The organism is Saccharopolyspora hirsuta (assembly GCF_008630535.1).
Lineage (GTDB): Bacteria > Actinomycetota > Actinomycetes > Mycobacteriales > Pseudonocardiaceae > Saccharopolyspora > Saccharopolyspora hirsuta.
The window spans coordinates 535,610-560,058 of record NZ_VWPH01000002.1; the positions used below are offsets into that span (position 1 = coordinate 535,610).

Annotated in this window: 26 protein-coding genes; 12 read left to right on the forward strand and 14 right to left on the reverse strand. The window is 72.6% G+C overall.

Going from position 1 to position 24,449, the window contains the following annotated elements:
- Positions 1–212 precede the first annotated feature (212 nt).
- The 9 genes from F1721_RS05580 to F1721_RS05620 form a co-directional block, all read right to left on the reverse strand.
- Entirely contained in the window at positions 213–818 is a 606-nt protein-coding gene (locus F1721_RS05580; RefSeq protein WP_150065430.1) for an energy-coupling factor transporter transmembrane component T family protein, read from the reverse strand.
- A complete protein-coding gene (locus tag F1721_RS05585; protein WP_150065431.1) occupies positions 815–1,489 on the reverse strand; it encodes an energy-coupling factor ABC transporter ATP-binding protein in 675 nt (224 codons plus the stop codon). Before F1721_RS05585 ends, F1721_RS05580 begins: the two co-directional genes overlap by 4 nt.
- The gene (locus tag F1721_RS05590; RefSeq protein WP_150065432.1) at positions 1,486–2,607 is read right to left on the reverse strand and encodes a thiolase family protein; all 1,122 of its coding nucleotides are present in this window, start codon (positions 2,605–2,607) and stop codon (positions 1,486–1,488) included. The genes F1721_RS05585 and F1721_RS05590 overlap by 4 nt, the downstream gene beginning before the upstream one ends.
- A complete protein-coding gene (locus F1721_RS05595; RefSeq protein WP_211840337.1) occupies positions 2,604–3,941 on the reverse strand; it encodes a class I adenylate-forming enzyme family protein in 1,338 nt (445 codons plus the stop codon). Before F1721_RS05595 ends, F1721_RS05590 begins: the two co-directional genes overlap by 4 nt.
- 2 nt (positions 3,942–3,943) lie before the next feature.
- Complete coding sequence (locus tag F1721_RS05600; RefSeq protein ID WP_170301361.1) at positions 3,944–4,528, reverse strand: biotin transporter BioY; 585 nt, start codon at positions 4,526–4,528, stop codon at positions 3,944–3,946.
- A 744-nt stretch (positions 4,529–5,272) separates the two neighbouring features.
- Entirely contained in the window at positions 5,273–7,432 is a 2,160-nt protein-coding gene (locus tag F1721_RS05605; protein ID WP_150065434.1) for an ATP-dependent DNA helicase, read from the reverse strand.
- Between the two features lie 10 nt (positions 7,433–7,442).
- Positions 7,443–7,853 carry a VOC family protein gene (locus F1721_RS05610; RefSeq protein ID WP_150065435.1) on the reverse strand — a complete coding sequence of 137 codons (411 nt, stop codon included), beginning with the start codon at positions 7,851–7,853 and terminating at the stop codon, positions 7,443–7,445.
- Positions 7,854–7,903: 50 nt separating this feature from the next.
- Complete coding sequence (locus F1721_RS05615; protein WP_150065436.1) at positions 7,904–8,473, reverse strand: isochorismatase family protein; 570 nt, start codon at positions 8,471–8,473, stop codon at positions 7,904–7,906.
- Between the two features lie 297 nt (positions 8,474–8,770).
- Positions 8,771–10,066 (reverse strand): nicotinate phosphoribosyltransferase, encoded by a 1,296-nt coding sequence (locus tag F1721_RS05620; protein ID WP_150065437.1) that lies wholly within the window; start codon positions 10,064–10,066, stop codon positions 8,771–8,773.
- Positions 10,067–10,317: 251 nt separating this feature from the next.
- On the opposite strand from F1721_RS05620, the gene clpS reads away from it, so the two are divergent.
- Together clpS and F1721_RS05630 are read left to right on the forward strand one after the other, a co-directional pair.
- The gene (clpS, locus tag F1721_RS05625) at positions 10,318–10,611 is read left to right on the forward strand and encodes an ATP-dependent Clp protease adapter ClpS (RefSeq protein WP_150065438.1); all 294 of its coding nucleotides are present in this window, start codon (positions 10,318–10,320) and stop codon (positions 10,609–10,611) included.
- Positions 10,612–11,175 (forward strand): DUF2017 domain-containing protein, encoded by a 564-nt coding sequence (locus F1721_RS05630; protein WP_150065439.1) that lies wholly within the window; start codon positions 10,612–10,614, stop codon positions 11,173–11,175.
- A 100-nt stretch (positions 11,176–11,275) separates the two neighbouring features.
- On the opposite strand, the gene F1721_RS05635 is transcribed toward F1721_RS05630, so the two are convergent.
- The 4 genes from F1721_RS05635 to F1721_RS05650 are packed head-to-tail and all read right to left on the reverse strand — an operon-like array spanning position 11,276 to position 15,541.
- The gene (locus F1721_RS05635; protein WP_150065440.1) at positions 11,276–12,166 is read right to left on the reverse strand and encodes a TAXI family TRAP transporter solute-binding subunit; all 891 of its coding nucleotides are present in this window, start codon (positions 12,164–12,166) and stop codon (positions 11,276–11,278) included.
- A complete protein-coding gene (locus F1721_RS05640) occupies positions 12,166–13,515 on the reverse strand; it encodes a sensor histidine kinase (protein ID WP_150065441.1) in 1,350 nt (449 codons plus the stop codon). Before F1721_RS05640 ends, F1721_RS05635 begins: the two co-directional genes overlap by 1 nt.
- 12 nt (positions 13,516–13,527) lie before the next feature.
- Positions 13,528–14,184: a response regulator transcription factor gene (locus F1721_RS05645; RefSeq protein ID WP_150065442.1), complete on the reverse strand. Its 657-nt coding sequence runs from the start codon at positions 14,182–14,184 to the stop codon at positions 13,528–13,530.
- Positions 14,185–14,230: 46 nt separating this feature from the next.
- Positions 14,231–15,541, reverse strand: a complete 1,311-nt coding sequence (locus F1721_RS05650; protein WP_150065443.1) for an MFS transporter — start codon at positions 15,539–15,541, stop codon at positions 14,231–14,233.
- A 251-nt stretch (positions 15,542–15,792) separates the two neighbouring features.
- Here F1721_RS05650 and F1721_RS05655 point away from each other — a divergent pair, with 251 nt between their 5' ends.
- The 4 genes from F1721_RS05655 (at position 15,793) to F1721_RS05670 (ending at position 18,998) form a co-directional block, all read left to right on the forward strand.
- Positions 15,793–16,821 carry a P1 family peptidase gene (locus F1721_RS05655; protein WP_150065444.1) on the forward strand — a complete coding sequence of 343 codons (1,029 nt, stop codon included), beginning with the start codon at positions 15,793–15,795 and terminating at the stop codon, positions 16,819–16,821.
- 100 nt (positions 16,822–16,921) lie between these two features.
- Positions 16,922–17,377, forward strand: coding sequence for a M67 family metallopeptidase (locus tag F1721_RS05660; protein WP_150065445.1), 456 nt, complete (start codon positions 16,922–16,924; stop codon positions 17,375–17,377).
- A 72-nt stretch (positions 17,378–17,449) separates the two neighbouring features.
- Entirely contained in the window at positions 17,450–17,725 is a 276-nt protein-coding gene (locus F1721_RS05665) for a MoaD/ThiS family protein (RefSeq protein ID WP_150065446.1), read from the forward strand.
- 322 nt (positions 17,726–18,047) lie between these two features.
- Positions 18,048–18,998: a PLP-dependent cysteine synthase family protein gene (locus tag F1721_RS05670; RefSeq protein ID WP_150065447.1), complete on the forward strand. Its 951-nt coding sequence runs from the start codon at positions 18,048–18,050 to the stop codon at positions 18,996–18,998.
- A 306-nt stretch (positions 18,999–19,304) separates the two neighbouring features.
- Here F1721_RS05670 and F1721_RS05675 read toward each other — a convergent pair whose 3' ends face one another.
- Positions 19,305–20,129 (reverse strand): SMP-30/gluconolactonase/LRE family protein, encoded by an 825-nt coding sequence (locus F1721_RS05675; RefSeq protein WP_150065448.1) that lies wholly within the window; start codon positions 20,127–20,129, stop codon positions 19,305–19,307.
- A 208-nt stretch (positions 20,130–20,337) separates the two neighbouring features.
- Here F1721_RS05675 and F1721_RS05680 point away from each other — a divergent pair, with 208 nt between their 5' ends.
- From F1721_RS05680 to rdgB, 6 genes are read left to right on the forward strand one after another with little or no spacing between them, the layout of a single operon-like run.
- Positions 20,338–20,898 carry a rhomboid family intramembrane serine protease gene (locus F1721_RS05680; RefSeq protein WP_150065581.1) on the forward strand — a complete coding sequence of 187 codons (561 nt, stop codon included), beginning with the start codon at positions 20,338–20,340 and terminating at the stop codon, positions 20,896–20,898.
- Positions 20,895–21,710: a glutamate racemase gene (gene murI / locus F1721_RS05685; protein WP_150065449.1), complete on the forward strand. Its 816-nt coding sequence runs from the start codon at positions 20,895–20,897 to the stop codon at positions 21,708–21,710. Before F1721_RS05680 ends, murI begins: the two co-directional genes overlap by 4 nt.
- Positions 21,707–22,474 carry an MBL fold metallo-hydrolase gene (locus F1721_RS05690; RefSeq protein ID WP_150065450.1) on the forward strand — a complete coding sequence of 256 codons (768 nt, stop codon included), beginning with the start codon at positions 21,707–21,709 and terminating at the stop codon, positions 22,472–22,474. The genes murI and F1721_RS05690 overlap by 4 nt, the downstream gene beginning before the upstream one ends.
- 40 nt (positions 22,475–22,514) lie before the next feature.
- Complete coding sequence (locus F1721_RS05695; RefSeq protein ID WP_246154327.1) at positions 22,515–22,994, forward strand: GNAT family N-acetyltransferase; 480 nt, start codon at positions 22,515–22,517, stop codon at positions 22,992–22,994.
- A gap of 35 nt (positions 22,995–23,029) precedes the next feature.
- Positions 23,030–23,785 carry a ribonuclease PH gene (rph, locus tag F1721_RS05700; RefSeq protein ID WP_150065451.1) on the forward strand — a complete coding sequence of 252 codons (756 nt, stop codon included), beginning with the start codon at positions 23,030–23,032 and terminating at the stop codon, positions 23,783–23,785.
- Entirely contained in the window at positions 23,782–24,387 is a 606-nt protein-coding gene (rdgB, locus tag F1721_RS05705; protein ID WP_150065452.1) for an RdgB/HAM1 family non-canonical purine NTP pyrophosphatase, read from the forward strand. The genes rph and rdgB overlap by 4 nt, the downstream gene beginning before the upstream one ends.
- Positions 24,388–24,449 lie beyond the last annotated feature (62 nt).

The window sequence follows — 24,449 nt, forward strand, 5'->3', positions numbered from 1 at the left end:
TCTTCGCCAGTGGGGCTTGCGGTCGAGGAGAACGGGCCTGGACATAGGCCGGGCCCGAAGATGTTTCGCAATCTAACGATTGCTAGGTCTTTGGCGGCCTGATGGTCGTCAAGGCCACTGCATCCTCGGGCCGGTCGCCGGGTTTCCCCGGTACCCATCAATATGCCCAGCACCGCTCGGTTCTCACCAGGGTCTTAAGTCCCGGGTTCGGGTCAGTCGTCTCCGACTCCTCGGGCTGCTAGGGCTTCTCCGAGGTCGTCTGCGTGGCGGAGGGTTCGGACGAGGAAGGGGACCGCGAAGGCCGGGAGGGAGCGGTCCGCGTTTCGGGCTCGTTGGGCTTCTCGGACCTGGGTTGCGATCGTGGACAGGGCCGCCACCGCTTGCAGGGTCAGGCCGACCAGGAGGCCGATCCGGTCCGGGCGGATGCCGAGGCGGCGGGTTGGGCTGAGGCCGCGTTCCACCGCCGTGACCAGGTCGTCCACCCGGGTGGTCAGGGTTAACAGGTTCGCCGCGGCGAGGGCGGTCAGCAGGCGCAGGCAGACCACCGCCGCGCTGTCGAGGCCGAGCATCCACCACTGGAGCAGGAACACCACCAGCAGCAGCGGGATCAGCAGGCGGGAGATCTGCCAGCAGCGGCGGGCCGGGATCCGGGCGATCGCGTAGGTCAGGGCCACCGCCAGCGCGCAGCCGGTCAGCGCCAGCGGGGAGCTCAGGACGAAGATCGCCACCGCGAACGCCAGCAGCGCCAGGAACTTCCAGCCCGCTGGCGCGCGGTGGACCGGGCTGGTGCCCGGTTCGTACAGGCCGAGCGGGTTCATCCGACCAGCTCCCGGTAGTAGCGGACGGCCGGGCCGGGTTCGTCGTCGGCGACCACCTTCCCGGCTTCCAGCACCACCACCCGGTCGAAGTCGTCCAGCAGGTCCAGGTCGTGGGTGACCAGCACGACCTGCTGGCGGAGCCCGGCCAGGACCTCGGCGAAGTGGCGCTTGTTGCGCAGGTCGAGCAGCGTCGTCGGCTCGTCGCAGACCAGCACGTCCGGGTCCAGCACCAGCATCGAGCACAGCGCCAGCAGCTGCTTCTGGCCGCCGGAGAGCTGGTGCGCCGGGTGCTCGGCGTAGCCCTCCAGGCCGTGCTGGGCCAGCACCTCGGCCGCGCGGCGCTGCCGCTCCGCCTTGGACAGGCCCTGCTTGCGCAGGGAGAACGCGACGTCCTCGCCCGCCGTGGGCATCACGATCTGGCTGTCCGGGTGGGTGAAGACGAAGCCGACGCGGCGCCGCACCGCGCGGCCGTTGCGCACCGGGTCGACGCCGTCGACCAGCACCCGGCCCCGCGTCGGGTGCACCAGGCCGTTGATCATCCGGGCCAGCGTCGACTTGCCGGAGCCGTTCGCGCCCACGAACGCGACGCGCTGCTCGTCCAGCCGCAGGTCCACGCCGTCCAGCACGGTGCGCTCGTCGTAGCTGTGCCCGACGCCCTCGAACTCGATCAACCCACTCGCTCCCACATCGTCGCCACCCCCAGGCCGCCGCCGGAGGAGAGCGCGGCCAGGCCGGTGCGCGGTCCGTCGGCGCGCACCATCCGGCTGAACAGCCGCACCACCAGCACCGCGCCCGAAGCGCCCCACGGGTGGCCGAGCGCGATGGCGCCGCCGTCCGGGCTGACCAGCTGCTCGTCGATCCCCGCGGCGTCCAGGCAGGCCAGGGTCTGCCCGGCGAACGCCTCGTTGAACTCGACCACTTCCGCGGTGTGCTGCGCCAGCAGGTCCCGCATCGCGGGCACCGCGCCCAGGCCCAGCCGGTTCGGGTCGACCCCGGAGGTCCGCGAGCCCACCAGCCGCAGGCCGGGCACGCCGAGCCGCCGCCGCTGCTCCTCGGTGGTGATCAGCACGGCCGCCGCGCCGTCGTTGATGCCGCAGGAGTTCGCCGCGGTCGCGGTGCCGTCCGGGGTGAACGCGGGCCGGAACCGGGCGAGCCGCTCGGCGGTGAAGCGCTCGCGCGGCCGCTCGTCGGCGGTGACCCCGCTGACCGGCACCAACTCGTCGTCGAAGCGCCCCTCCTGCTGCGCGGCGACGGCGCGCGCGTGGCTGCGGGCGGCGAAGGCGTCCTGGCGTTCCCGGGAGATCCCGGCCTCGGCCGCGACCAGGTCGGCCGCCGGTCCCATGTCCGGGTCGCCGATGTCGGCCGGGGCGAACGGGGCCCGCTGGTAGAAGCGGGGCGGTTCGGTCGCGGAGCGCGGGCGCCACGCGCGCCAGGGCGCGGTGGACGGGCTCTCGACACCTCCGGCCAGGAACCAGTCGCCCGCACCGGAGCTGATCAGCGCGGCTGCGGTGGTGATCGCGCTGAGCCCGCTCGCGCACTGCCGGTCGATGGTCATGCCCGGAGTGCGCTCTCCGAGCCCTGCCTGCAGCGCCGCCACCCGCGCCGGGTTCCCGCCCGGCCCGAGCACGTTGCCGAGCAGCACATCGTCCACAGTGGCCACACCGGCGTCGGCCAGCGCGGCGCGCAGCACCGGGGCGGCGAGGCGGTCGACCGGCAGGTGGCGGAGGACTCCGCCCGCTTCGCCGATCGGCGTCCGCCGCGCCGCGATCACCACGGGAGTCCGGTTCACAGCGCCTCCGCCTGGAGCGATCCGTCGCGCAGCTGGTCCGCGACCAGCGCGCGGGCCGGTTTTCCGGATGCGGTCCTCGGCAGTTCGCGCACCGCCAACCAGCGCCGGGGGCGCTTGGCGGGCTCCAGGGAGTGCCGCGCCCGGGCCCGCAGGTCGCGGCGCGACGGGGGACGGGCCGGATCGACCTCCACCACCGCCGTGACCAGCTCGCCGAAGCGGGGGTGCGGGGTGGCGGCGACCAGGACGTCGAGCACCCCGTCCGCGCCGCGCAGCACCGACTCGACCTCTTCCGCTCCGACCAGCCGCGCCCCGGTGTTGATCACCGCGCTGGCGCGGCCGAGGACCTCCAGCGAACCGTCGTCGTGCAGGATCGCCCGGTCGCCCACCTCGGACCAGCCCTGATCCGTGCTCGGCGGCACGACGACGCCGTTCTCCAGGTATCCGTCGAAGCTGAGCTCGGAGCGGACCCGGAGCTCGGTGCCGCGCACCTCGACCTCGACGACGGGGCGCAGCCGGTCGCCGCGCCGCACCGCGATCAGCGAGTGCTCGGCGGACCCGTAGTACTCGACCAGCTCGCAGCCCGGCAGCACCTTGCCCAGCCGCTCCTCGATCTGCTGATCCACCCGCGCACCACCGCAGACCACGACCCGCAGCCCGCACTCGGCCCGCAGCACCGGATCGCGCTCCAAAGTGGACAGGAGGGCGGCCAGCATCGCGGGGACCAGGTGGACGACGGTGCTGTGCCGGGCGGCGGTAGCCGCTTCCTGCGCGGACCACCGGTCGAGCAGGTGCACGTCGGCGCCCGCGTGCAGGGCGTGGAGCGCGCCGAAGAGGAACAGCGACGAGCTCAGCGGCCCCGGGATCAGGACCCGGTCGCGCGGTTCGAGCTCCAGGCCCAGCGCGTCGAAGCTCCGCAGCCAGGAGCGCCGGGACCGCACCATCACCTTCGGTCGGCCGCTGCTGCCGGACGTGGTGGGGAGGTAGAACTGCGTGGCGTCGCCTTGCGGGGCGATTTCGCGCGAAATCGGCGTTGCGGCGGGCCGAGGCGGCGCGTCCAGGTCCAGCAGCACGTGCGGTGCCGCGTCGGCGAGGACGGCGGAGCGCTCGCGCTCGGTCCAGGCCGGCTCCAGGAGGAGCGTGGCGCAGCCCGCGAGGTCCGCGCCGAGGAAGTGGGTCAAGCGCGTCAGCGCGTCCCCGCCGTCGAGCGCGACGCGCGAGCCCGGGGGCAGCAGGCGCGCAGCGCTGCGAGCCCGGGCGAGCAGGTCCGCAGGACCGAGCGTCGTGCCGCCGTGCGCGACCCGCGAAGCGGGGGAGCGGCCGAGGACGGGGAGCACGGTCAGCTCTCGGCGGGGGCGCGGCGCGGAGCGCCGGTCAGCGCCGCCGGGACGGCGCGGTGCACCGCGACGGCGACCAGCGAGACGGCGACGAGCTTCACCGCGTCACCGGGGACGAACACCAGCGACTGCGCCGCGGCCGCGCCGAGGTCGCCGATCATCAGGCCCCAGTACGGGATGCCGATCAGGTAGTCCACGGCGACACCGGCGACGTTGGCCGCGAGCAGGACCAGCAGGCCCGGCTTCGGGGCCAGCTGCACGATCAGGCCGACGACCACCGCCGACAGAACCCAGCCGAGCACGAAGCCGCCGCTCGGCCCGACGAAGGGGGCGATGCCGCCGCGCCCGCCCGACAGCAGGGGCAGCCCGATCGCGACCAGCGCCAGGAACAGCAGCACCGATGCGCCGCCTCGGCGTGCGCCGAGGATGCTGCCCGCCAGGAGCGGTCCCATGTTCTGCAGCACGATCGGCACCGCGGCACCGCCGAGGTAGAAGCCCGGGAAGATGCCGAGGACGGCGATGAAGGCGGCGAAGACCACAGTCCGGGCCAGGTTCGCGGCGGGCGCGGCTTGGCGTGGTGCGGACACGGGCGTCTCCCTAGCAGTCGATCGACAACATCCACCGGTCGGCGCCGACGTCGGGCGGAGCCCGTCGGCCGGCTGCGGCCTGCCCGGAGCCGGTGTCCGGCTGCGGCCCTGTGACCAGGTGTTCTCGGCGATCCGGGCAGCCCCGCTGCGGCCCGGTCGGCGCGACTGCCCCAACCTACCCGGCGACCCGGCCGGAACAGAAAGCCCGACGACGAGTTGTCGATCGCACACAAACCCCGTCGGTCGGCGGAGAGTCGTCCGTCACCCGCCCCTGCAGTTTCAATTGAAACTGCGGCTCCCGCCCACGGCGCGCCAAGGTTTCAATTGAAACTGTATCCGTCGGCGTGTCGGGAGGCGGACACGCCGACGGGTGTGGACAGTCGGCCCGGCCTGGGGCGGATCTCCGCGATTTCAATGGAAATCGGACGTCTGATTTCCAGTGAGCCTTTTTCATCCTGCCCGTGGACCGCAGCTGCGAAGGGCGACCGGCACCGGTCGGCGAGGGTCGCATGCGCCGCAGGCGCATAACCCACCCTCGCAGCTTGCACCGCCGCGGGTTCTCAGCGTTCGCCTGGCGAGGACGGCCCTGACGCCGTGTATTGGACATACACAAGTCAGGGCACCCACAGCCAGGCGGGCGCTGAGGTTCCGCCACTTGCACCGCCACCCAGAACGAGGTTGGAAAAACCTCAGTGAAATCGCGACATCGCCTGCGGTGGGACCGCTCGGAGGGGCCGCTGGGGGTCAGGTCGTTGCTGTGCCGGTGAGGCGTCGGAGGGCGCCTCGGACGACCTCGGGGTCGTGGGTGGTCCAGAACGGGGGGAGGGACGCGCGGAGGAAGCCGCCGTAGCGGGCCGTGGCCAGGCGGGGGTCCAGGACCGCGATCACGCCGCGGTCGTTCGGCGCGCGCAGGAGGCGGCCCGCGCCCTGGGCGAGCAGGAGCGCCGCGTGGGTTCCGGCGACCGTGAGGAAGCCGTTGCCGCCGTGCTCGGACACCGCCTTCTGGCGGGCCGAGGCGAGCGGGTCGTCCGGGCGCGGGAACGGGATGCGGTCCATCACCACCAGCTGCAGCGAGTCGCCCGGCACGTCCACGCCCTGCCACAGCGACAGGGTGCCGAACAGGGAGGTCGCCGGGTCCTCGGCGAACTGGCGGACCAGCAGCGCGGTGGTGTCGTCGCCCTGGCACAGCACCGGGGTGGAGAGGCGTTGGCGCAGCTCCTCGCTGGCCTGCTTCGCGGCCCGCATCGAGGAGAACAGGCCCAGCGTGCGGCCACCCGCCGCCTGCACCAGCTCGGTCAGCTCGTCCAGGTACTGCGGCGGCAGCCCGTCGCGGCCCGGCGGCGGCAGGTGCCGGGCGATGTAGAGGATGCCGCTGCGCTGGTGCTCGAACGGCGAACCCACGTCCAGCCCGGTCCACTTCAGCCCGCCCTCGTCCGCCGGGGCCTCCTTGGCGGTGGCCATCCCGGCGACCGGCTGGGACCGCTGCTGGGCGGGCAGGCCCCACTGGCGGGCCAGCGTGTCGAACGAGCCGCCGAGCGCCAGCGTCGCCGAGGTCAGGACCGTGGTGCGCTGCCCGAACAGCCGCTCGCGGAGCAGGCCGCCGACGCCGATCGGCGCGATGCGCACGGTCGGCGGGCGGTTCGGGTCCGCCGAGATCCACACCACCTCGTGCTGCTTCTCGTCCTCGAACGCCTCCAGCAGCCGGACCGCGGTGTCGTGCACCTCCTCGGTGATGGCGTGCGCGAGCTTGCGCGCGGTGCTGCCCTCGGTGTCCTCCTTGCGCTCCGGGCCGAGCGCGTTGATGCAGGCCCAGGCCGCGTCCCGCAGCGCGGTCAGCGCGCCGCCGAGGTCCTGCGGGAGCTCCTCCAGCCGTCCCGGGGTCGCCGACTGCAGCACGAGGTCCAAGCCCTCGGCGGCCTCTTCGAGCCGGTCGGCGGTCTCCTCGTCGATGGCCCGCCCGCAGCGCCGCGCCGCGAGCCGGACGGCGGTCGCGGTGAGCTCACCGGTCGCCGCCGACGTCACCCGGTCCACCAGGTCGTGCGCCTCGTCGACCAGCACCACGTCGTGCTCGGGCAGCACCGGCCGGTCGTCGAGCGCGTCGATGGCCAGCAGCGCGTGGTTGGTCACCACGATGTCCGCGCGCCCGGCCTCGGCGCGGGCGCGCTCGGCGAAGCAGTCCACGCCGACCGGGCAGCGGTGCACGCCGAGGCACTCCTTGGCGGTGACCGACAGCTGCCGCCACGCCTGGTCGGGGACGCCGGGGACCAGCTCGTCGCGGTCACCGGTCTCGGTCTCGGTGGCCCACTCCTGGACGCGCTTGACCTGCCGCTCCAGCGCGGAGGCGGCGAAGGCGTCGAACAGCGCGCCCTCGTCGGGCTCCGCCGGGGCGTTGCCGTGCACCCGGTTCAGGCACAGGTAGTTGCGGCGGCCCTTGAGGATCGCGAACGTCGGGCGCCGCCCCAGCGCGTCGGCCAGCGCGGCGGACAGGCGCGGCAGGTCGCGGTCGACCAGCTGGCGCTGCAGCGCGATGGTCGCGGTGGACACGACGACGGTGGTGTGCTCGGCGACGGCGTGCCGGATCGCCGGGACCAGGTAGGCCAGCGACTTCCCGGTGCCGGTCCCGGCCTGCACGGCCAGGTGCTCGCCGGAGGTGATGGAGTGCTCGACGGCCTCGGCCATCCGCGCCTGGCCCTCCCGCGGCACCCCGCCGACGGCCTCGATCGCGATGTTCAGCAGCGTCGGCAGGTCCGGGATGTCCTGCTTGGCCTTGGCGGCGATCGGAAGCGCTGGTTCGGCGCTCTTGTCGGCCCGCGCGAGGTCGTCGGCGATCTCCGGTGGGAGCACGTCGTCTGCATCGGGCTCGAACGCAACCGGGTCGGACCATCGCGGGACAGAGGTGGGCACGTCGAAGAAACTACCGCCCACCCCCGTCCACGAGCCCCGATGCCCCCTCAGCGGCCCGTTCGGATTCGCTGCGCAGCACGCAGAACTCGTTGCCCTCGGGGTCGGCGAGGACCGCCCAGCCCGAGCCGTCGGCGTTGCGCAGGTCGGCGACGAGGGTGGCGCCGATGCCCAGCAGCCGCTCCACCTCCTGCTCGCGCGAGATCTCGGGCCGCAGGCACAGGTGGAGCCGGTTCTTGCCCGTCTTGGGCTCGGGAACCTGGTTGAAGTGCAGCACCGGGCCTTCCGCCAGCAGCACTTCCGTTTCCGGATCGCCCGGCCTGGACTCCGGGTGCAGCGGGCGTCCGGTCACCTCGCTCCAGAACCGGGCGAGGCCGTAGGCGTCCGCGCAGTCGATCGCGACGTTCTGCAGTGTCGAAACCATGCGCGTGAGCTTTCCCGCGCGGCGGCCCGGAAGCCACCGAATTCGCGCGGCTAGCGGACGATCGGTTCGCCGATGAGGTTCACGCCCGCGGCGTCGAGCTCGGTGAGGGCCGCGTCGACGGTCTCGCGCGACACCCCGGCCGTCAGCTCCAGCAGGACCGTGGTGTCCAGGCCCTGCCGGGCCGCGTCCAGGGCCGTTGCGCGGACGCAGTGGTCGGTGGCGATGCCCACCACGTCGACCCGCTGCACGCCGCGTTCGACCAACCAGTCGTGCAGCGGGCGGTCGCGCGGGTCGATGCCCTCGAAGCCCGAGTAGCCGTCGCTGTACTGGCCCTTGGAGAACACCGCCTCCACCGGGCCCACGTCCAGCGCCGGGTGGAACGCCGCGCCCGGGGTGCCCGCGACGCAGTGCCGCGGCCAGGAGCGCACGAAGTCCGGCTCGTCGCTGAAGTGCGCGCCCGGGTCGATGTGGTAGTCGCGGGTGGCCACCACGTGGTCGTGGTCGAACCCGGCGAGGTACTGCGAGATCGCCGCGGCCACCTCGGCGCCGCCCGCCACCGCGAGCGCGCCGCCCTCGCAGAAGTCGTTCTGCACGTCCACGACGATCAGTGCTTTGGTCATCCCGGCTCCTCGGATCGTGTCGGGCCCGACAGTTCTTCCCGGCAAGCGGCGCAGCCGCTTTCAGCGGTGAGCCGAGGCCGCGGAGGTCGCCGTGCCCAGCTGCGGCAGCGGTCGCATGCGCCGCAGGCGCATAGCCCACCCTCGCAGCTTGCAGCGTCGCGGGTTCTCAGCGTTCGCCTGGCGAGGACGGCCTGGCATACATGAAGTTGGGCACCCGGAGTCCGGGCGGGCGCTGAGGTTCCGCCACCTGCACCGCTACGCAAGGCGATTAAGCCCATTCGTCATTCTGGTCGGTCGTCAGGCGGTGTGGAAGGTGGTCGGGATCGCCGGTTCGCCGTGGGAGAGCTTCAAACCCTCCCAGGGCAGCGTGACCAGCGCGTGGCGGAGCCGCTGGCGGCTGTCCTCCAGGTCGGGCAGGTCCTCGACGCGCTTGCCGTCGCGCATCAGCGGGATCTGCAGGAACCGGTCGTGCGGGCCGAGCACCGGTTCGGCCGCCCCCGGCGTGGCCTGGAAGACGACCTCCTCCACCGCGGTGCCGGTCTCCTTGTAGCGGCGCACCGCCGCCTTGCGGCCACCGCGGGACTCCTTGTGCGAGCTGCGCTTGGCGACCGGGCGCCCCTCGACCTCCACCAGCTTGTAGACCATCTCCGCGGTCGGCGCCCCGGAACCGGTGACCAGCGCGGTCCCCACGCCGTAGCCGTCTACCGGTTCGGCGCGCAGCGCGGCGATCGCGTACTCGTCGAGGTCGCCGGAGACGACGATCCGGGTGTTCTTGGCGCCCAGCGAGTCCAGCTGCTCGCGCGCCTGCCGGGCCAGCACCCCGACGTCACCGGAGTCGATGCGCACCGCGCCCAGCTCCGGGCCCGCGACCTCCACCGCCAGCTCGATGCCGCGGGTGATGTCGTAGGTGTCCACGAGCAGCGTCGTGCCGGTGCCCAGCGCCGCGACCTGCGAGGCGAAGGCCGAGCGCTCGGAGTCGTGCAGCAGCGTGAAGGCGTGCGCCGCGGTGCCCGCGGTGGGGATGCCGTAGCGGCGTCCGGCCTCCAGGTTCGAGGTGGCGGTGAAACCGGCGAGGTAGGCCGCGCGGGCGGAGGCCACCGCGGACTCCTCGTGGGTGCGGCGCGAGCCCATCTCGATGATCCGGCGGCCGTTGGCGGCCGAGACCATCCGGGCCGCGGCCGCGGCGATCGCGCTGTCGTGGTTGAGGATCGACAGCACCAGCGTCTCCAGCACCACGGCTTCGGCGAAGGTGCCGCGCACGGTCAGCAGCGGGGAGCCTGGGAAGAACAGCTCGCCCTCCGGGTAGCCGTCGACCTGCCCCTGGAACCGGTAGTCGCGCAGCCACTCCAAGGTCTTCTCGTCGACCACCCGGTGCTCGGCGAGCTGCGCCAGCTCCGCCTCGCCGAAGGTGAAGTTCTCGATCGCGTCGAGCACCCGCCCGGTGCCGCCGGTGACCCCGTAGCGCCGCCCGTCCGGCAGCCGCCGCGTGAACACCTCGAAGGTGCACGGTCGGTGCGCGGTGCCGTCGCGCAGCGCGCTGGCGAGCATCGTCAGCTCGTAGTGGTCCGTAAGCAGCGCAGTGCTGGTGCTCATGGAGCAGAGATTACGTGGTCGCGGATCAGTTGCGGCGGTTCGCCCGCACGTCCTCGCGGACCGTCCGGCGCATCGTTTGGCCTGGTAGGGGCTCGTGAGTGCTGTTCGGTGCTCTAGCCCCGAATCGCACTCACGAGACATGACCTGCGGAAACGTTCCCCGCGGCCGTAGCATCGGTGCGCGGACCGGCCGCCGGGACCGGAGCGATGGCGGTCGACACCGCTGTGACGGTCGCGTGCAACGATGGGGGCATGACCTCGCCCGCTGAAATCGAGCGCGCGCAACTCGAACCGGATGTGCTCGGCACCGAGGACAAGCCGTGGGTGACCGTGGTGTGGAACGACCCGGTCAACCTCATGTCCTACGTCACCTACGTGCTGCAGAAGATCTTCGGTTACACCCGGGACCACGCGACGAAGCTGATGTTGGACGTGCACCACAAGGGCAAGGCGGTGGTGTCCTCGGGCTCCAAGGAGAAGGTCGAGGGCGACGTGGCGAAGCTGCACGCCGCCGGCCTGTGGGCGACGATGCAGAAGGATTCCTGAGTGGAAGGCTGGACCCGCAAGAACGGGCACGTGCAGGCCGAGCTGGCGCAGCAGGAAGCGGCCGTCATCCGCGGCCTGGTGGGGCAGATCAAGGACATGCTCACCGCCCGGGCCGCGGAGGCGCCGACCGACGAGCTCGCCGAGCTGACCGGGATCCGCACCGGCCCGACGACGGCGCCGGAGGACCGCGTCCTGGCCCGGCTGCTGCCGGACTTCTACCGGCGCGACCCGATCACCGGGGAGACCGACGAGGAGCAGGCGGACGCGGCCGGTGCGATGCGCTCGCTGCACGAGCCGACCCTGCTGGAGGCCAAGACCGGGGCGGCGCAGCTGGTGCTGGACACCTGCCCGCCGCAGGGCGGTCGGGTGAAGCTGACCGGGGAGCAGGCCGACGGCTGGCTGGCGGCGCTCAACGACGTCCGCCTGGCGCTGGGCACCGCGCTGGACGTGGACGAGGACATGCCCGACGAGCTCCCCGAGGACGACCTGCGCCGCGAGCACCTGGGCGTCTACCAGTGGCTCACCTGGGTCCAGGACAGCCTGGTCACCGCCCTGATGGCCTGACCGCTCGTGAGCGGCGATGGTCGCAAGAACGACCCTTGGTGCTCACGAGGTGTCGTGCGCGGGGATGGTCGTAAGAACCGCCATCGCCGCTCACGAGGCCTCAGCCGTGCAGGTCCCGGTAGGCGCGCTGGGCTCCCGGGTGCAGGGGGACCGGGCCGGTGCCGATGAGGTTGCCGACGTCGAGGAACTGGGTGCCGACCGTCGGTTGCGGGACCAGGAACGGCGCGCGCCGCACCAGGACGCGGACCACCGCCTCGGCCACGTCGTCGGGCAGATCCGGGGTGCAGGCCAGGACGTTGGCGACGCCGACCGTGGGCACCCCGGCCGTTCGGCGGTAGGCGCCCGGCGGCACCTGCAGCTGGTCGCAGACCGGGCCGCACCCGGACGTCACCTCCTCCAGCGGTAGCAGGCGGATGCCGATCCGGTCGTCCAGCGCGCGCAGCGCCGGTGTCGGGATCCCGCCGGACCACAGCAGGGCGTCGATGCGCCGGGCCTCCAGCGCCGCGATCGCGTCCTCCAACGGCAGCGCGGTGGTCCGGACGCCGGGGCGCGGGGCGAGCATCCGGCGGCCGAACAGCGCGGTCCCGGACTTCGGCGCGCCGATCGAGACCGTCCGACCGGACAGCTCGTCCAGCACCTGCACCGGGCTGTCCGCCCGGACCACCAGCTGCGCGTAGTTCTCGTAGACCCGGCCCAGCGCCCGCAGCGGGATCGCCGGGCCGAGCTCGGCCGCGGTATCGGCCAGCACCATGCCGAGGTCGGTCCCGCCGTCCCGGAGCAGCTCGACGTTGGCCACGCTGCCCTGCGTGCTGAGCACCTCCACGCGGTTGCCGGACGCCGCCGACACCTCGTCGGCCAGCAGCCGCGCGAACGAGGTGTAGAACCCCCCGGGCTCTCCGGCGGCGATGCGGACGGTGCGGGCGGGCGGACCGCTCGTGCAGGAGCTGAGGAACCCGGCGCCGACCAGGGCGAGGAAGTCGCGGCGGCGCATCAGCGGGCCTCCGGCAGTTCCAGGCGCACCGACAGCCCGTGCGGCTCGACGTGCTCCAGGTGCATCGCGCCGCCCCGCGCGCTCACCAGCCGGTCGACGATGGCCAGGCCGAGCCCGGAGCCGCGGCTGCCGCGATGCCGGTCGGCCCGCCAGAACCGTTGCGCCGCCTGCTGGATCTCCGCGTCGGACAGGCCCGGCCCGGTGTCCCGGACGATCAGCGCGCAGCCCTCGCAGCGCACCTCGACGGAGGCACCGCGCCCGGCGTACTTGATCGCGTTGTCCAGCAGGACGTCGAGGACCTGGGTCAGCTCGTCGGGCGGGATGTCCGCGACCGCCTCGTCCAGCCGGGGCGCGGACAGCGCGACGCCCGCCGCCTCGGCTGCCGACCGCCACGCCTCGACCCGGCCCACCGCGATCTCGGCCACCTCGGCGGTGCCCGTCGGTTCCGGTCCCCGGTCGGCGGTGGCCAGCGCCAGCAGCCGGTCCAGCAGCGATTCCAGCCGGTCCACCTCCGCCAGCGCGGACCGGTAGGTGCTGGCCCCCTCGGGGGTGATCCGCCGCTCCAGCGCGTCCACCCGCAGCCGCAGCGCGGCCATCGGGTTGCGCAGCTGGTGCGAGGCGTCCGCGACCAGCCGCCGCTGCTGCTCCTCGGCGTCGGCGACCGCCGCGGACATCCGGTTGAAGGACATCGCCAGCTCCCGCAGCTCCGGGGGCCCGACGTCGACCGGGACCCGCGACCGGCGCGAACCGGCGCCGACCGCCCGCATCCCTGAGCGCAGCTCGGCCAGCGGCCGCAGCACCCACCTGGCCAGCACCAGCGCGAGCAGCCCGCACGCCAGCAGCGCGGTCAGCGCCCCGGCGGCGATCAGCGCCCAGCGCTCGCCGATGTCCTGCGTCGCGCGCTGCACGGACGCCTTCAGCACCACCGCGCCGGTCACGCGCGTGCCGTCGCCGACCGGCCGGTAGCGCACCAGGTCGCCGTCGGACCACGGCCGCAGCCACGGCACCGGCCCGGCGAGCTCGTTGCGCAGCGCCTTGTCGGTCGCGTCGGCCACGTCGACCGCGCGCAACCCGCCGGTCTCCACCACCGGGGCCCGCGCGGCGTCCACCACGACCAGCGGCTCGCCGTAGAGCTCGGTGTACCGGACGGCCTCGTCGACCAGCTGCGAGCGGTCGCCGGTGCTGAAGGCGTGGTCGGCGAGCCCGGCGAACCGGTCCAGGTCGGCGGAGCGGGCGAGCACGAGCTGCTGCGTCCGCTCGGCGGCGGTGGCCCGCAGCAGCGGCGCGGCGAACCCGGCCACCGCGACGATCGAGAACCCCAGCAACACCAGCAACAACCGCCTGCGCACCGCTCACCCCGCTCACTCGCCGAAGCGGTAGCCGAAGCCGCGGATGGTGACCAGCAGGTCCGGGCGGCCCAGCTTCGCCCGCAGCTGCGCGATGTGCACGTCCAGCGACCGCGAGACGGCCAGGTAGGCGTCGCCCCACACTTCGTCCATCAGGCGCTGCCTGCTGACCGCGCTGCCCGCTTCGCGGGCGAGCACCGCCAGCACGTCGAACTCCTTCGGCGTCAGCTCCACGTCGCGGTCGGCCACCCGCACCCGGCGGGTGCGCAGGTCCACCCGCACGTCGCCGACCAGCACCTCCTCGGCGTCCGCCGCCTGCGGGCGCCCGCGCCGGGCCACCGCCTCGATGCGCGCCACCAGCTCCGCCATCCGCACCGGTTTGACCAGGTAGTCGTCCGCGCCGGAGCGCAGCCCGCGGACGACCGTCCGCTCCTCGCCGCGCGCGGTCAGCACCACCACCGGGACCGGCCCGATCCGGCGCAGCTTGCGCAGCACGTCGAGGCCGTCGGCGTCGGGCAGCCCCAGGTCCAGCAGCACCAGGTCGTGGTCGCGGTGCCTGGTCAGCGCGTCCGCGCCGCGGGTGACCCGGGTGGGCCGGTGGCCGTGCGCGGTGAGGACGTCGACGAGAGCGTCGGCCACACCGTCGTCGTCCTCGACGAGAAGCACGCGCACCGGCCACCTCCAGCAATCCTCACCGCGAGTATCGCCAGCCGCCGGATCAGGCGTCGATGCGGGAGTCCTTCGACGTCTCGCGCATCCGGAGGTAGACCAGCAGCGAGATCAGCACGCAGCCCGAGACGTACCAGAAGAACACGTTCTCCATGCCCGCCTGCTTCAGCCACAGCGCCACGTACTCCGAGGAGCCGCCGAAGATCGCCACGGTCAGCGCGTACGGCAGGCCGACGCCGAGCGCGCGGATGTTGGTCGGGAACAGCTCGGCCTTCACGATCGCGTTGATCGAGGTGTAGCCGGTGACGATCACCAGCCCGCCCAGCATCAGCCCGAAGGCCGCGAAGGGGTTCTGCGTGCTGCCCAGCAGCGTCATGATCGGCACCGTCAGCACCGTGCCGCACACGCCGAAGGTCAGCAGCAGCCAGCGCCGCCCGATGCGGTCCGACAGGGCCCCGGCCAGCGGCTGCAGGACCAGGAACACCAGCAGCGCGAAGAAGTTGATCCAGGCCGCGGTGGGCTTGTCGATGCCCGCCGTGGCGACCATGTACTTCTGCAGGTAGGTCGTGTACGTGTAGAACGCCACGGTGCCGCCCAGGGTGAGGCCGACCACCAGCAGGCACTCCTTGGGGTGCTGCAGCAGCGCCCGGACCGTGCCGCGGGTCTCGCCGCCGGACTTGGACTTCTGGTAGCTCTCGGTCTCGTCCATGCCGCGCCGCAGCACCATCACCACGATCGCGCCGACGGCCCCGATCACGAACGGGATCCGCCAGCCCCAGGACTCCATCTGCTCGTTGCTGAGCACCAGCAGGAGCAGGATCTGCACGCCCAGCGCGGTGAGCTGCCCGGCGACCAGCGTCACGTACTGGAAGCTGGAGTAGAAGCCGCGCTTGCCCGGGGTGGCCACCTCGGAGAGGTAGGTGGCGGAGGTGGAGTACTCGCCGCCGACGGAGATGCCCTGCACCAGCCGCGCCGCCACCAGCAGCAGCGGCGCGCCCAGCCCGATGGTCTGGTAGTCCGGGGTCAGCGCGATCACCAGCGAACCGCAGGCCATCAGCGTCACCGACAGCGTCAGCGCGGCGCGGCGGCCGAACCGGTCCGCGTAGCGGCCGAGCAGCCAGCCGCCCAGCGGGCGCATCAGGAAGCCGATGGCGAACACGCCGGCGGTGTTGAGCAGCTGAGCGGTCAGGTCGCCCTCGGGGAAGAAGGTGGCGGCGAAGTACACGCTGAACGCGGTGTAGGCGTACCAGTCGTACCACTCGATCAGGTTGCCGATCGATCCCCGGATCACGTTGGCGACCACCCGGCGTTCGCCGCCGGAGCGCGCCGCACCGTCGCGGCTGCCGACCTCAGTAGTCATCCGTCCTCCTCGTCGTGAACGGACTCACCGTGCGGACGGCGCGCCCCGGCAACAAGGTGGCGGACCCTTCCTTTACATCTGGTTAACGTGATGCCGTGGCCGCCCGCACGGCCCGGTGGACGCGATTTCAATGGAAATCACCCCCGCGATTTCCATGGAACTCGCGGGGCCGGGATCTCGTGAAACCCGCTGGAACACACCTGCACCAGGTCTAACGTGGGCCGCGGCGCCAGGTCAGCGGAGGAGGCGGCATGGGAGCAGGTCAGCGGGACGCGCTCGTCGACGTCGACGGCGTGCTGGTCGGGCACGAGCAGCGGCTCGACGCGCACTGGGCGACCGGGGTGACGGCGGTGCTGGTGCCGGACGGCGCGAGCGCGGCGGTCGACGTCCGCGGCGGCGGGCCGGGCACGCGCGAGACGGACGTGCTCGAACCGAGCCACCTGGTGCAGCAGGTGCACGGCATCGTGCTGACCGGCGGCAGCGCCTACGGCCTGGCCGCCGCCGACGGCGCGATGCGCTGGCTCGGCGAGCGCGGCCACGGCGTGCCCGTCGGCGCCGACCCGGCGCACGTGGTCCCGGTGGTGCCCAGCGCGGTGATCTTCGACCTGCCGATGAACGACTGGGGCAACCGGCCGGACGCCGAGTTCGGCCACCGCGCGTGCCAGAACGCCACGCGCACCGAGACCCGGGAGGGCAACGTCGGCGCCGGGACCGGTGCGGTCGTGGGCTGCGTCAAGGGCGGCATCGGCACGGCCAGCACAGTGCTGGACGACGGCACCACGATCGGCGCGTTGGTGGCGGTCAACGCCGCCGGTTCGGCCATCGACCCGGACACCGGCCTGCCGTGGCTCCCCGCGCCCGGCCTGCGGCGCCCTGACCAGGCGGAGATCGACGCGGCCAAGCCGCTGTTCGGCACCCGCCCCGGCAGGCACGGGCCCGTCGACCGCCCGCTCAACACCACCATCGGCGTGGTCGCCACCGACCTGCGGCTGTCCAAGGCCGAGTGCCAGCGGCTCGCGGTGGCCGCCCAGGACGCGCTGGCCCGCGCGGTGCGGCCCGCCCACCTGCTGGTCGACGGGGACACCATGTTCGCGCTGGCCACCGGCACCGGGGCCGCGCTGCCCGCGCCGGGGGAGCAGGGCTGGTCGGAGCGGCTGGACGCGGTGAGCGCGGCGGCCGCCGACGTGGTGGGGCGGGCGATCGTGCGCGGGCTGCTCGCCGCTGAACCGGTCGACGAGGTGACTTCCTACACGCGGCTCTACCCCTCGGCGCGGGAATGAATCATGGTGTTCCTACGTTTCGCCCGACGAGAACCGCACCGGCTTGACCAGGGATTCCACATCGTGGGAGGCCGGTGCTCCACCTACTAGGATGGTTGCTGTGCTGGTGATCCGACGCGACCTCGTGGATGCGATGGTCGCGCATGCCCGACGGGACCACCCGGACGAGGCGTGCGGTGTGATTGCCGGTCCGGAAGGGTCGGACCGCCCGGAGCGCTTGGTCGAGATGATCAACGCCGAGCGCTCGCCCACCTTCTACCGGTTCGACTCCGGTGAACAGCTGAAGGTGTGGCGGGAGATGGACGCCAACGACGAGGAGCCGGTGGTCATCTACCACTCGCACACCTCGACGGAGGCCTACCCGTCGCGCACCGACGTCTCCTACGCCTCGGAGCCCAACGCGCACTACGTGCTCGTGTCCACCAGGGACCCGAAGACCCATGAGCTGCGTTCCTACCGGATCCTCGACGGCGAGGTCACCGAGGAGCCGGTGGAGGTCGTCGAGTCGTACATGTTCGCCCACACCGGCGCCGACGAGGTCCCCGACCGCGACTGAGCAGCCGCGGTCCCACCCGCTGGTGTTCGCGTCCCCGTTCCAACGAAGTCCTCTGTGGACAGGAGGTTTCCCATGGCAGTCCAGGTTTCGATCCCCACCATCCTGCGCACCCACACCGGTGGCGAGAAGTCGGTGCAGGCCGAGGGCAGCACCATCGCCGAGGTCATCAACGACCTCGACACCAACTACAGCGGTCTGAAGTCCCGCCTGGTCAAGGAGGGCAGCCTGCACCGCTTCGTGAACGTCTACGTCAACGACGAGGACGTCCGCTTCGCCGGTGGCCTCGAGGCCAAGGTCTCCGACGGCGACTCGGTCACCATCCTCCCCGCCGTCGCCGGCGGCATGTGACGTCTTCGGTGTTCCAGGCTCGCCTTGCGTGGCGGTGCCGGTAGCGGAACCTCAGAGGCCTTCTCGCTGCGGGATCCCGTTGACCAATACACGGCGAACGGGCTGTCCTCGCGAGAAGGCCTCTGAGAACCCGCGGCGGTGCGAGCTGCGAGGGTGGGCTGTGCGCCTGCGGCGCATGCGACCACTTCCGAAGCTGGGCGCGGTGGGGCTTCGCAGTCGCTGTCCACCGCCGAAAGCGGCTTCGCCGCTCGCCCGACGGTGGTGGGTTCTGCCGTGGCGGCGGACAATTTTCCTTGTCGATGCGGTGAGTAGGAGATGCGCCGTGGCTCGTTACGACTCGTTGCTGGACGCGCTCGGTGACACCCCGCTGGTGGGGTTGCCGCACCTGTCGCCTGCGCCGGACGTCCGGTTGTGGGCCAAGCTGGAGGACCGGAACCCGACCGGTTCGATCAAGGACCGGGCGGCGCTGGCCATGATCGAGGCCGCCGAGAAGGAGGGCCGCCTCACCCACGGCTGCACGATCCTGGAGCCCACCTCGGGCAACACCGGGATCTCGCTGGCCATGGCGGCCAAGCTCAAGGGTTACGGCCTGGTCTGCGTGATGCCGGAGAACACCTCCGAGGAACGTCGGCAGCTGCTGCAGGCCTACGGCGCGCGGATCATCTCCTCGCCCGCGGCCGGTGGCTCGAACCAGGCGGTGGCGGTGGCCAAGGAGCTGGCCGAGCAGAACCCGGACTGGGTGATGCTCTACCAGTACGGCAACCCGGCCAACGCCGAAGCGCACTTCACCACCACCGGCCCCGAGATCCTGCGCGACCTGCCGACCGTCACGCACTTCGTGGCGGGCCTGGGCACCACCGGGACGCTGGTCGGCGTCGGCCGCTACCTCCGGCAGCAGAAGCCGGACGTGCAGATCGTCGCGGCCGAACCCCGCTACGGCGAGCTGGTGTACGGCCTGCGCAACCTCGACGAGGGGTTCGTGCCGGAGCTGTACGACCCGGACGTGCTGACCCGACGCTTCTCGGTCGGCTCCTACGACGCGCTGCGCCGCACGCGGCAGCTGCTGGAGTCCGAGGGCATCTTCGCGGGCATCTCCACGGGCGGCGTGCTGCACGCGGCCTTGACGATCGCGGAGAAGGCCGCGGCCGACGGAGAGTCCGCGGACATCGCGTTCGTGGTGGCCGACGCGGGCTGGAAGTACCTCTCCACCGGCGCCTACAGCGGCACCCTCGACGAAGCCGCCCAACGCCTCGAAGGCCAGCTCTGGGCCTAGAAACAAAAGTTCGACCCGCTTTGCGTGGCGGTGCGGGTAGCGGAACCTCAGAGGCTTTCTCGCTGCGGGATCCCGTTTTTATGTATGACCAATACACGGCAAACGGGCTGTCCTCGCGAGAAAGCCTCTGAGAACCCGCGGCGGTGCGAGTTGCGAGGGTGGGTTATGCGCCTGCGGCGCATGCGACACCTTCCGTCCGGTGCCGGTTGACTGTCGCGGTTGCAGTGAAGTGCGCGGGAAATGCGCAAGGTCGTCCGGCGGTGCGTTCCCGGCAGCCCCGTTGGCAGCCTGGTGAGTGCTCCGCCGTCAGCCGGCGAAGGAGCAGGGACGGAGGCCGGTACCCAGGTTCCTGATGATGAGGACCGAGCCGTCGGTTTCGGTGGGTTCGGGGACTTCGTCGGTGGCCGAGGTGATGTAGAGGTGCGTCAGGTCCGGGCCGCCGAAGCAGCAGTCGGTCGGGCGCTGGGCCGGGAGCGGGATCGTGCGGTCCAGGGCACCTTCGGCGGTGTAGCTGCGGATCTCGCCGCGGTCGCGGACCGCGACCCAGATGCTGCCCTCGGCGTCCACGCACAGCCCGCCGGGTTCGCCGTCGACCTCGCACAGCGCTCGGCGATCGCCGAGCGCGCCGGAGTCCAGGTCGAAGTCCAGCACGTCGATGCGCCGGGTCGCGCCGTCGGCCAGGTACAGCCGGGTGTTGTCCGGGCTCCACGCGATGCCGTTGCCCGCGGGCAGGTCCTTCAGCGCGATGCTCGCCTTGCCGTCGCCGGTGACCCGGGCCAGCCAACCGCCCTCGCCCAGCGTCGTCGCCCACAACCGGCCCTTGGCGTCGATCGCCGTCGCGCCCGCCTGGACGCCCTCGCGGGCCCAGTAGACCAGCCACGTGCGGTGCGACCCGGTGGAGTCGAACAGCGCGATGCCCTCGGTCAGGTGCAGCGCCAGACCGCCGAGGCTGCGCGGTTTCGCCGCGCTGACCTGCTGCGGCAGTTCCATCGCGTGATCGGTGCGGCCGGGGACGAAGCGGTGCGCGCTGCGCGTCGGCGGATCGGCCCACAGCAGCGTGTCGGTGCCGACGTCCCACGTCGGTGCTCGTCCGGACCGCGCCGCCGCGGGTACTGCTGAGTCGACCTGCAACTTCCACCCCTCGTCCGGAACGCAACGCCTCAGGACCCTATCGCGCGGCCCGGCTGATGATCTTGGGGTCGGGGAAGATGTCCGAATCTCCGGGTAAACCCCGAGACCGCGGCGGGGTGCGCCGCGTAGCCTCGGAAGTGTGAACCGGCTGCCTGATCGCCCCCGCCCGCGAGTGCTGCCCGCGAACCCGCTGCGCGCTGCCGTGGGAATGCTCATCGCCACCGCGGCGCTGTACGGCATCGAGTTCTACGACCAGGTCAACCCGGCCGCGAGGCTGGACCAGAACGGCATCCTGCCGCGGGACGTCAGCGGCCTCGACGGGATCCTGTGGGCCCCGCTGCTGCACGGGGACTGGTCGCACCTGTGGGCCAACACGCTGCCGTTCCTGGTGCTCGGCTGGCTGGTGCTGGCAGGCGGGTTGGGCCAGTTCATCGCGGTCACCGCGACGGTCTGGATCGTCGGCGGCCTCGGCACCTGGCTGGTCGGCGCGCCCGGGTTCCACATCGGCATGTCCGGGGTGATCTTCGGCTGGATGGTGTTCCTGCTGGTGCGCGGCTTCTTCCAGCGCAGCGTCGCGCAGATCCTGGTCGCGGTGGTGCTGTTCTTCTACTGGGGCGGCATGTTGTGGGGCGTGCTGCCGGGCCAGCCCGGCATCTCCTGGGAGGGCCACCTGTTCGGCGCGCTCGGCGGTCTGCTGGCCGCTTGGCTGGTGGCGCGCAGCACGCGGCGGCAGGTGACCAGCGGTGAGCCTGGCACACTGGCCGGGTGACTGACGCCCCGATCGGGATCTTCGACTCCGGCGTCGGCGGGCTGACCGTGACCCGCGCGATCATGGACCAGCTGCCCGCCGAATCCGTGCACTACGTCGGCGACACCGCCAACGCGCCCTACGGCCCGATGCCGCTGGCGGAGATCCGCGCCCGCACCCTGGCCATCACCGACTCGCTCGTCGAGGAGGGCGTGAAGGCGCTGGTGCTGGCCTGCAACACCGCGTCCGCGGCCTGCCTGCGCGACGCCCGCGAGCGCTACTCGATCCCGGTGGTCGAGGTGATCATGCCCGCGACGCGGCGCGCGGTGGCGACCACCCGCAACCGCCGCATCGGCGTGATCGGCACCAGCGCCACCATCCGCTCGCGCGCCTACGACGACGCGTTCACCGCCGCGCCGGACATCGAGCTGACCACGGTCGCCTGCCCGCGGTTCGTGGACTTCGTCGAGCGCGGCATCACCACCGGTCGGCAGATCCTCGGGCTGGCGCAGAGCTACCTCGACCCGCTGCAGCAGGCCGACGTGGACACCCTGGTGCTCGGCTGCACGCACTACCCGATGCTCACCGGTGTGCTCCAGCTCGCGATGGGGGACCAGGTGACGCTCGTCTCCAGCGCGGAGGAGACGGCCAAGGACGTGGTGCGGGTGCTGACCGAGAACGACCTGCTCGCAGCGCCGGACGGGGCCCCCGAGCACGAGTTCCGCGCGACCGGCGCGCCCGACCGGTTCGCCCGGTTGGCCGCGCGGTTCCTCGGTCCAGCGGTCGCGAGCGATGCCGTTCGGCCGCTGGTCGTGTCAAGCTCGACCGCATGAAGCTGACGATCCTCGGCTGCTCCGGGAGCATTCCCGGCCCGGATTCGCCTTCATCCGGGTACCTGCTGGAGTCCGGCGGCACGCGCATCGCGCTCGACCTGGGCAACGGCACGCTCGGCGCGATGCAGCGGTTCATCGATCCGTTCGCGCTGGACGCGCTGTTCTTCAGCCACCTGCACCCGGACCACTGCGCGGACTTCGGCGCGCTGGCGGTGCTGCGCCGCTACCACCCGAACCCGCCCGGCTACGGCTCCGCGCGGCTCCGGGTGATCGCGCCGGAGGACGCCCCGCAGCGCTTCGCCGCGCTCTACGCGCCGAACGCCGCGGAGCGGGCCGAGACGGATCTGTCGGACGTGTTCGAGTTCATCCCGGTGTCGGCGGAGCCGGTGCGCATCGGCCCGTTCGAGGTGCGGGCGATGCCGGTGGCGCACCTGTGCGAGTCGTGGGGCTTCCGCGTGGCGGCGGAGGGCAAGGTGCTGGCCTACACCGGCGACACCGGCCCGTGCCCGCAGCTGGCCGATCTGGCCGCGGACGCCGACGTGCTGCTGTCCGAGGCCTCCTGGGCGGACTTCCCGGACGCCCCGGACGGAGTGCACCTGTCGGGCCGCCAGGCGGCGGAGGTGGCGAAGACGGCGGGAGCCCGCCGCCTGCTGCTCACCCACGTCGTGCCGTGGGCGGACGGCGGCGCGATCCTCGCCGAGGCCAAGGCGGTCTTCGACGGCCCCACCGAACTGGTCGCGGCCGACCGCACCTATGACATCTGACGCAGTGCTCCGCCGCGCCACCGGTGCCGACGCGCTCGACATGGCCGAGGTGTGGTTGCGGTCCTTCTCCGCCGCCCTGCCGACGGTGCGCCGGGCGCACACCGATGACGAGGTGCGGAGCTGGTTCGCGCACGTCGTCGTGCCGAACTCCGAGTCCTGGGTGGCCGAGGAGCGGGGTTCGGTGGTCGGACTCCTGGTGCTCGACGGCGCGGAGCTGACCCAGCTCTACCTCGACCCGCCGCAGCGCGGTCGAGGACTGGGCGATCAGCTCGTGGACCTGGCCAAACGCCGCCGCCGGACGGCCTGGAGCTGTGGACCTTCCAGGTCAACGGCCCGGCGCGGAGGTTCTACGAGCGGCACGGGTTCGTCGCCGTCGAGCACACCGACGGGCGGCACAACGAGGAGCGGGAGCCGGACGTCCGGTATGTCTGGTCGTCGGGGTAGGCGCCGATCTCGCGCGAGACCTGCGCGCCGCACGCGTGCCTGGTGGCGGTTCCGCGCGAAATCGCCAGCCCCTTGACGAGGGGCTGCTCGGGGCGGGCTTAGGGTTGGGGCGTGGCACGAGCTGATGGGCGGAGCGACGACCAGCTCCGAGAGGTGCGGATCACGCGCGGGTACCAGGACTGGCCAGCCGGTTCGGTGCTGGTGGAGTTCGGCCGGACGCGGGTGTTGTGCGCGGCGAGCGTCCAGGAGGGCGTCCCGCGCTGGCGGACCGGCTCCGGGCTGGGCTGGGTGACCGCGGAGTACGCGATGCTGCCGTCGTCGACCAACACGCGCAGCCCCCGCGAGTCGGTGAAGGGCCGCATCGGCGGCCGCACCCACGAGATCAGCCGGTTGATCGGCCGCTCGCTGCGCGCCTGCATCGACATGGCCGCGCTGGGCGAGAACACCATCGCGCTGGACTGCGACGTGATCCAGGCGGACGGCGGGACCCGCACCGCCGCGATCACCGGCGCCTACGTGGCGCTGGCGGACGCGGTGACCTGGCTGGGCGCGGCCGGTCGGCTGTCCGACCCGAAGCCGCTGTCCTGCTCGATCGCCGCGGTCAGCGTGGGCGTGGTGGACGGCCGGGTGCGCCTGGACCTGCCCTACGAGGAGGACTCGCGCGCCGAGGTGGACATGAACGTGGTGGCCACCGACCACGGCACCCTGGTGGAGGTGCAGGGCACCGGCGAGGGCGCCACCTACACCCGGTCCACGATGGACAAGATGATCGACTTCGCGCTGGACGGCTGCGCCGAGCTCGCCCGGATCCAGGCCGAAGCGCTCGCCGCCCCGTACCCGGGCGAACTGCCGGGGGGCAAGGCATGAGCCGCGTCCTGCTGGCCACCCGCAACCAGAAGAAGCTGGTGGAGCTGCGCCGCATCCTCGAAGCCGAGGGCGTGACCGGCGTGGAGGTCGTCGGCCTGGCCGACGTCCCGGAGTTCCCGGAAGCCCCGGAGACCGGCGCGACCTTCGAGGAGAACGCGCTGGCCAAGGCGGCGGACGCGGCGAAGGCCACCGGCCTCCCGGCGATCGCGGACGACTCGGGCATCGCGGTGGACGCGCTGAACGGCATGCCGGGCGTCCTGTCCGCCCGCTGGTCCGGCAAGCACGGCGACGACCAGGCGAACCTGGACCTCCTGCTGGGCCAGATCAAGGACGTCCCCGACGAGCGCCGCGGCGCGGCCTTCGTCGCGGCGGCGGCCCTGGTCCACCCGGACGGAGCGGAAACGGTGGTCCGGGGGGAGTGGCGAGGCAAGGTGATCCGCGAAGAGCGCGGCACCAACGGCTTCGGCTACGACCCGATCTTCGTCCCCGAGGGCGAGACCCGAACCAGCGCGGAGCTGTCGCCCGAGGAGAAGGACGCGGACTCCCACCGAGGCCGAGCCCTCCGCCTGCTCCTCCCGGAGCTCCGCAAGCTCGCGGGCTGAGCACCCGAACTACCTGCGGAAGGGCCCCTTCAACCGGCAGAGCTGGTCGAAGGGGCCCTTCG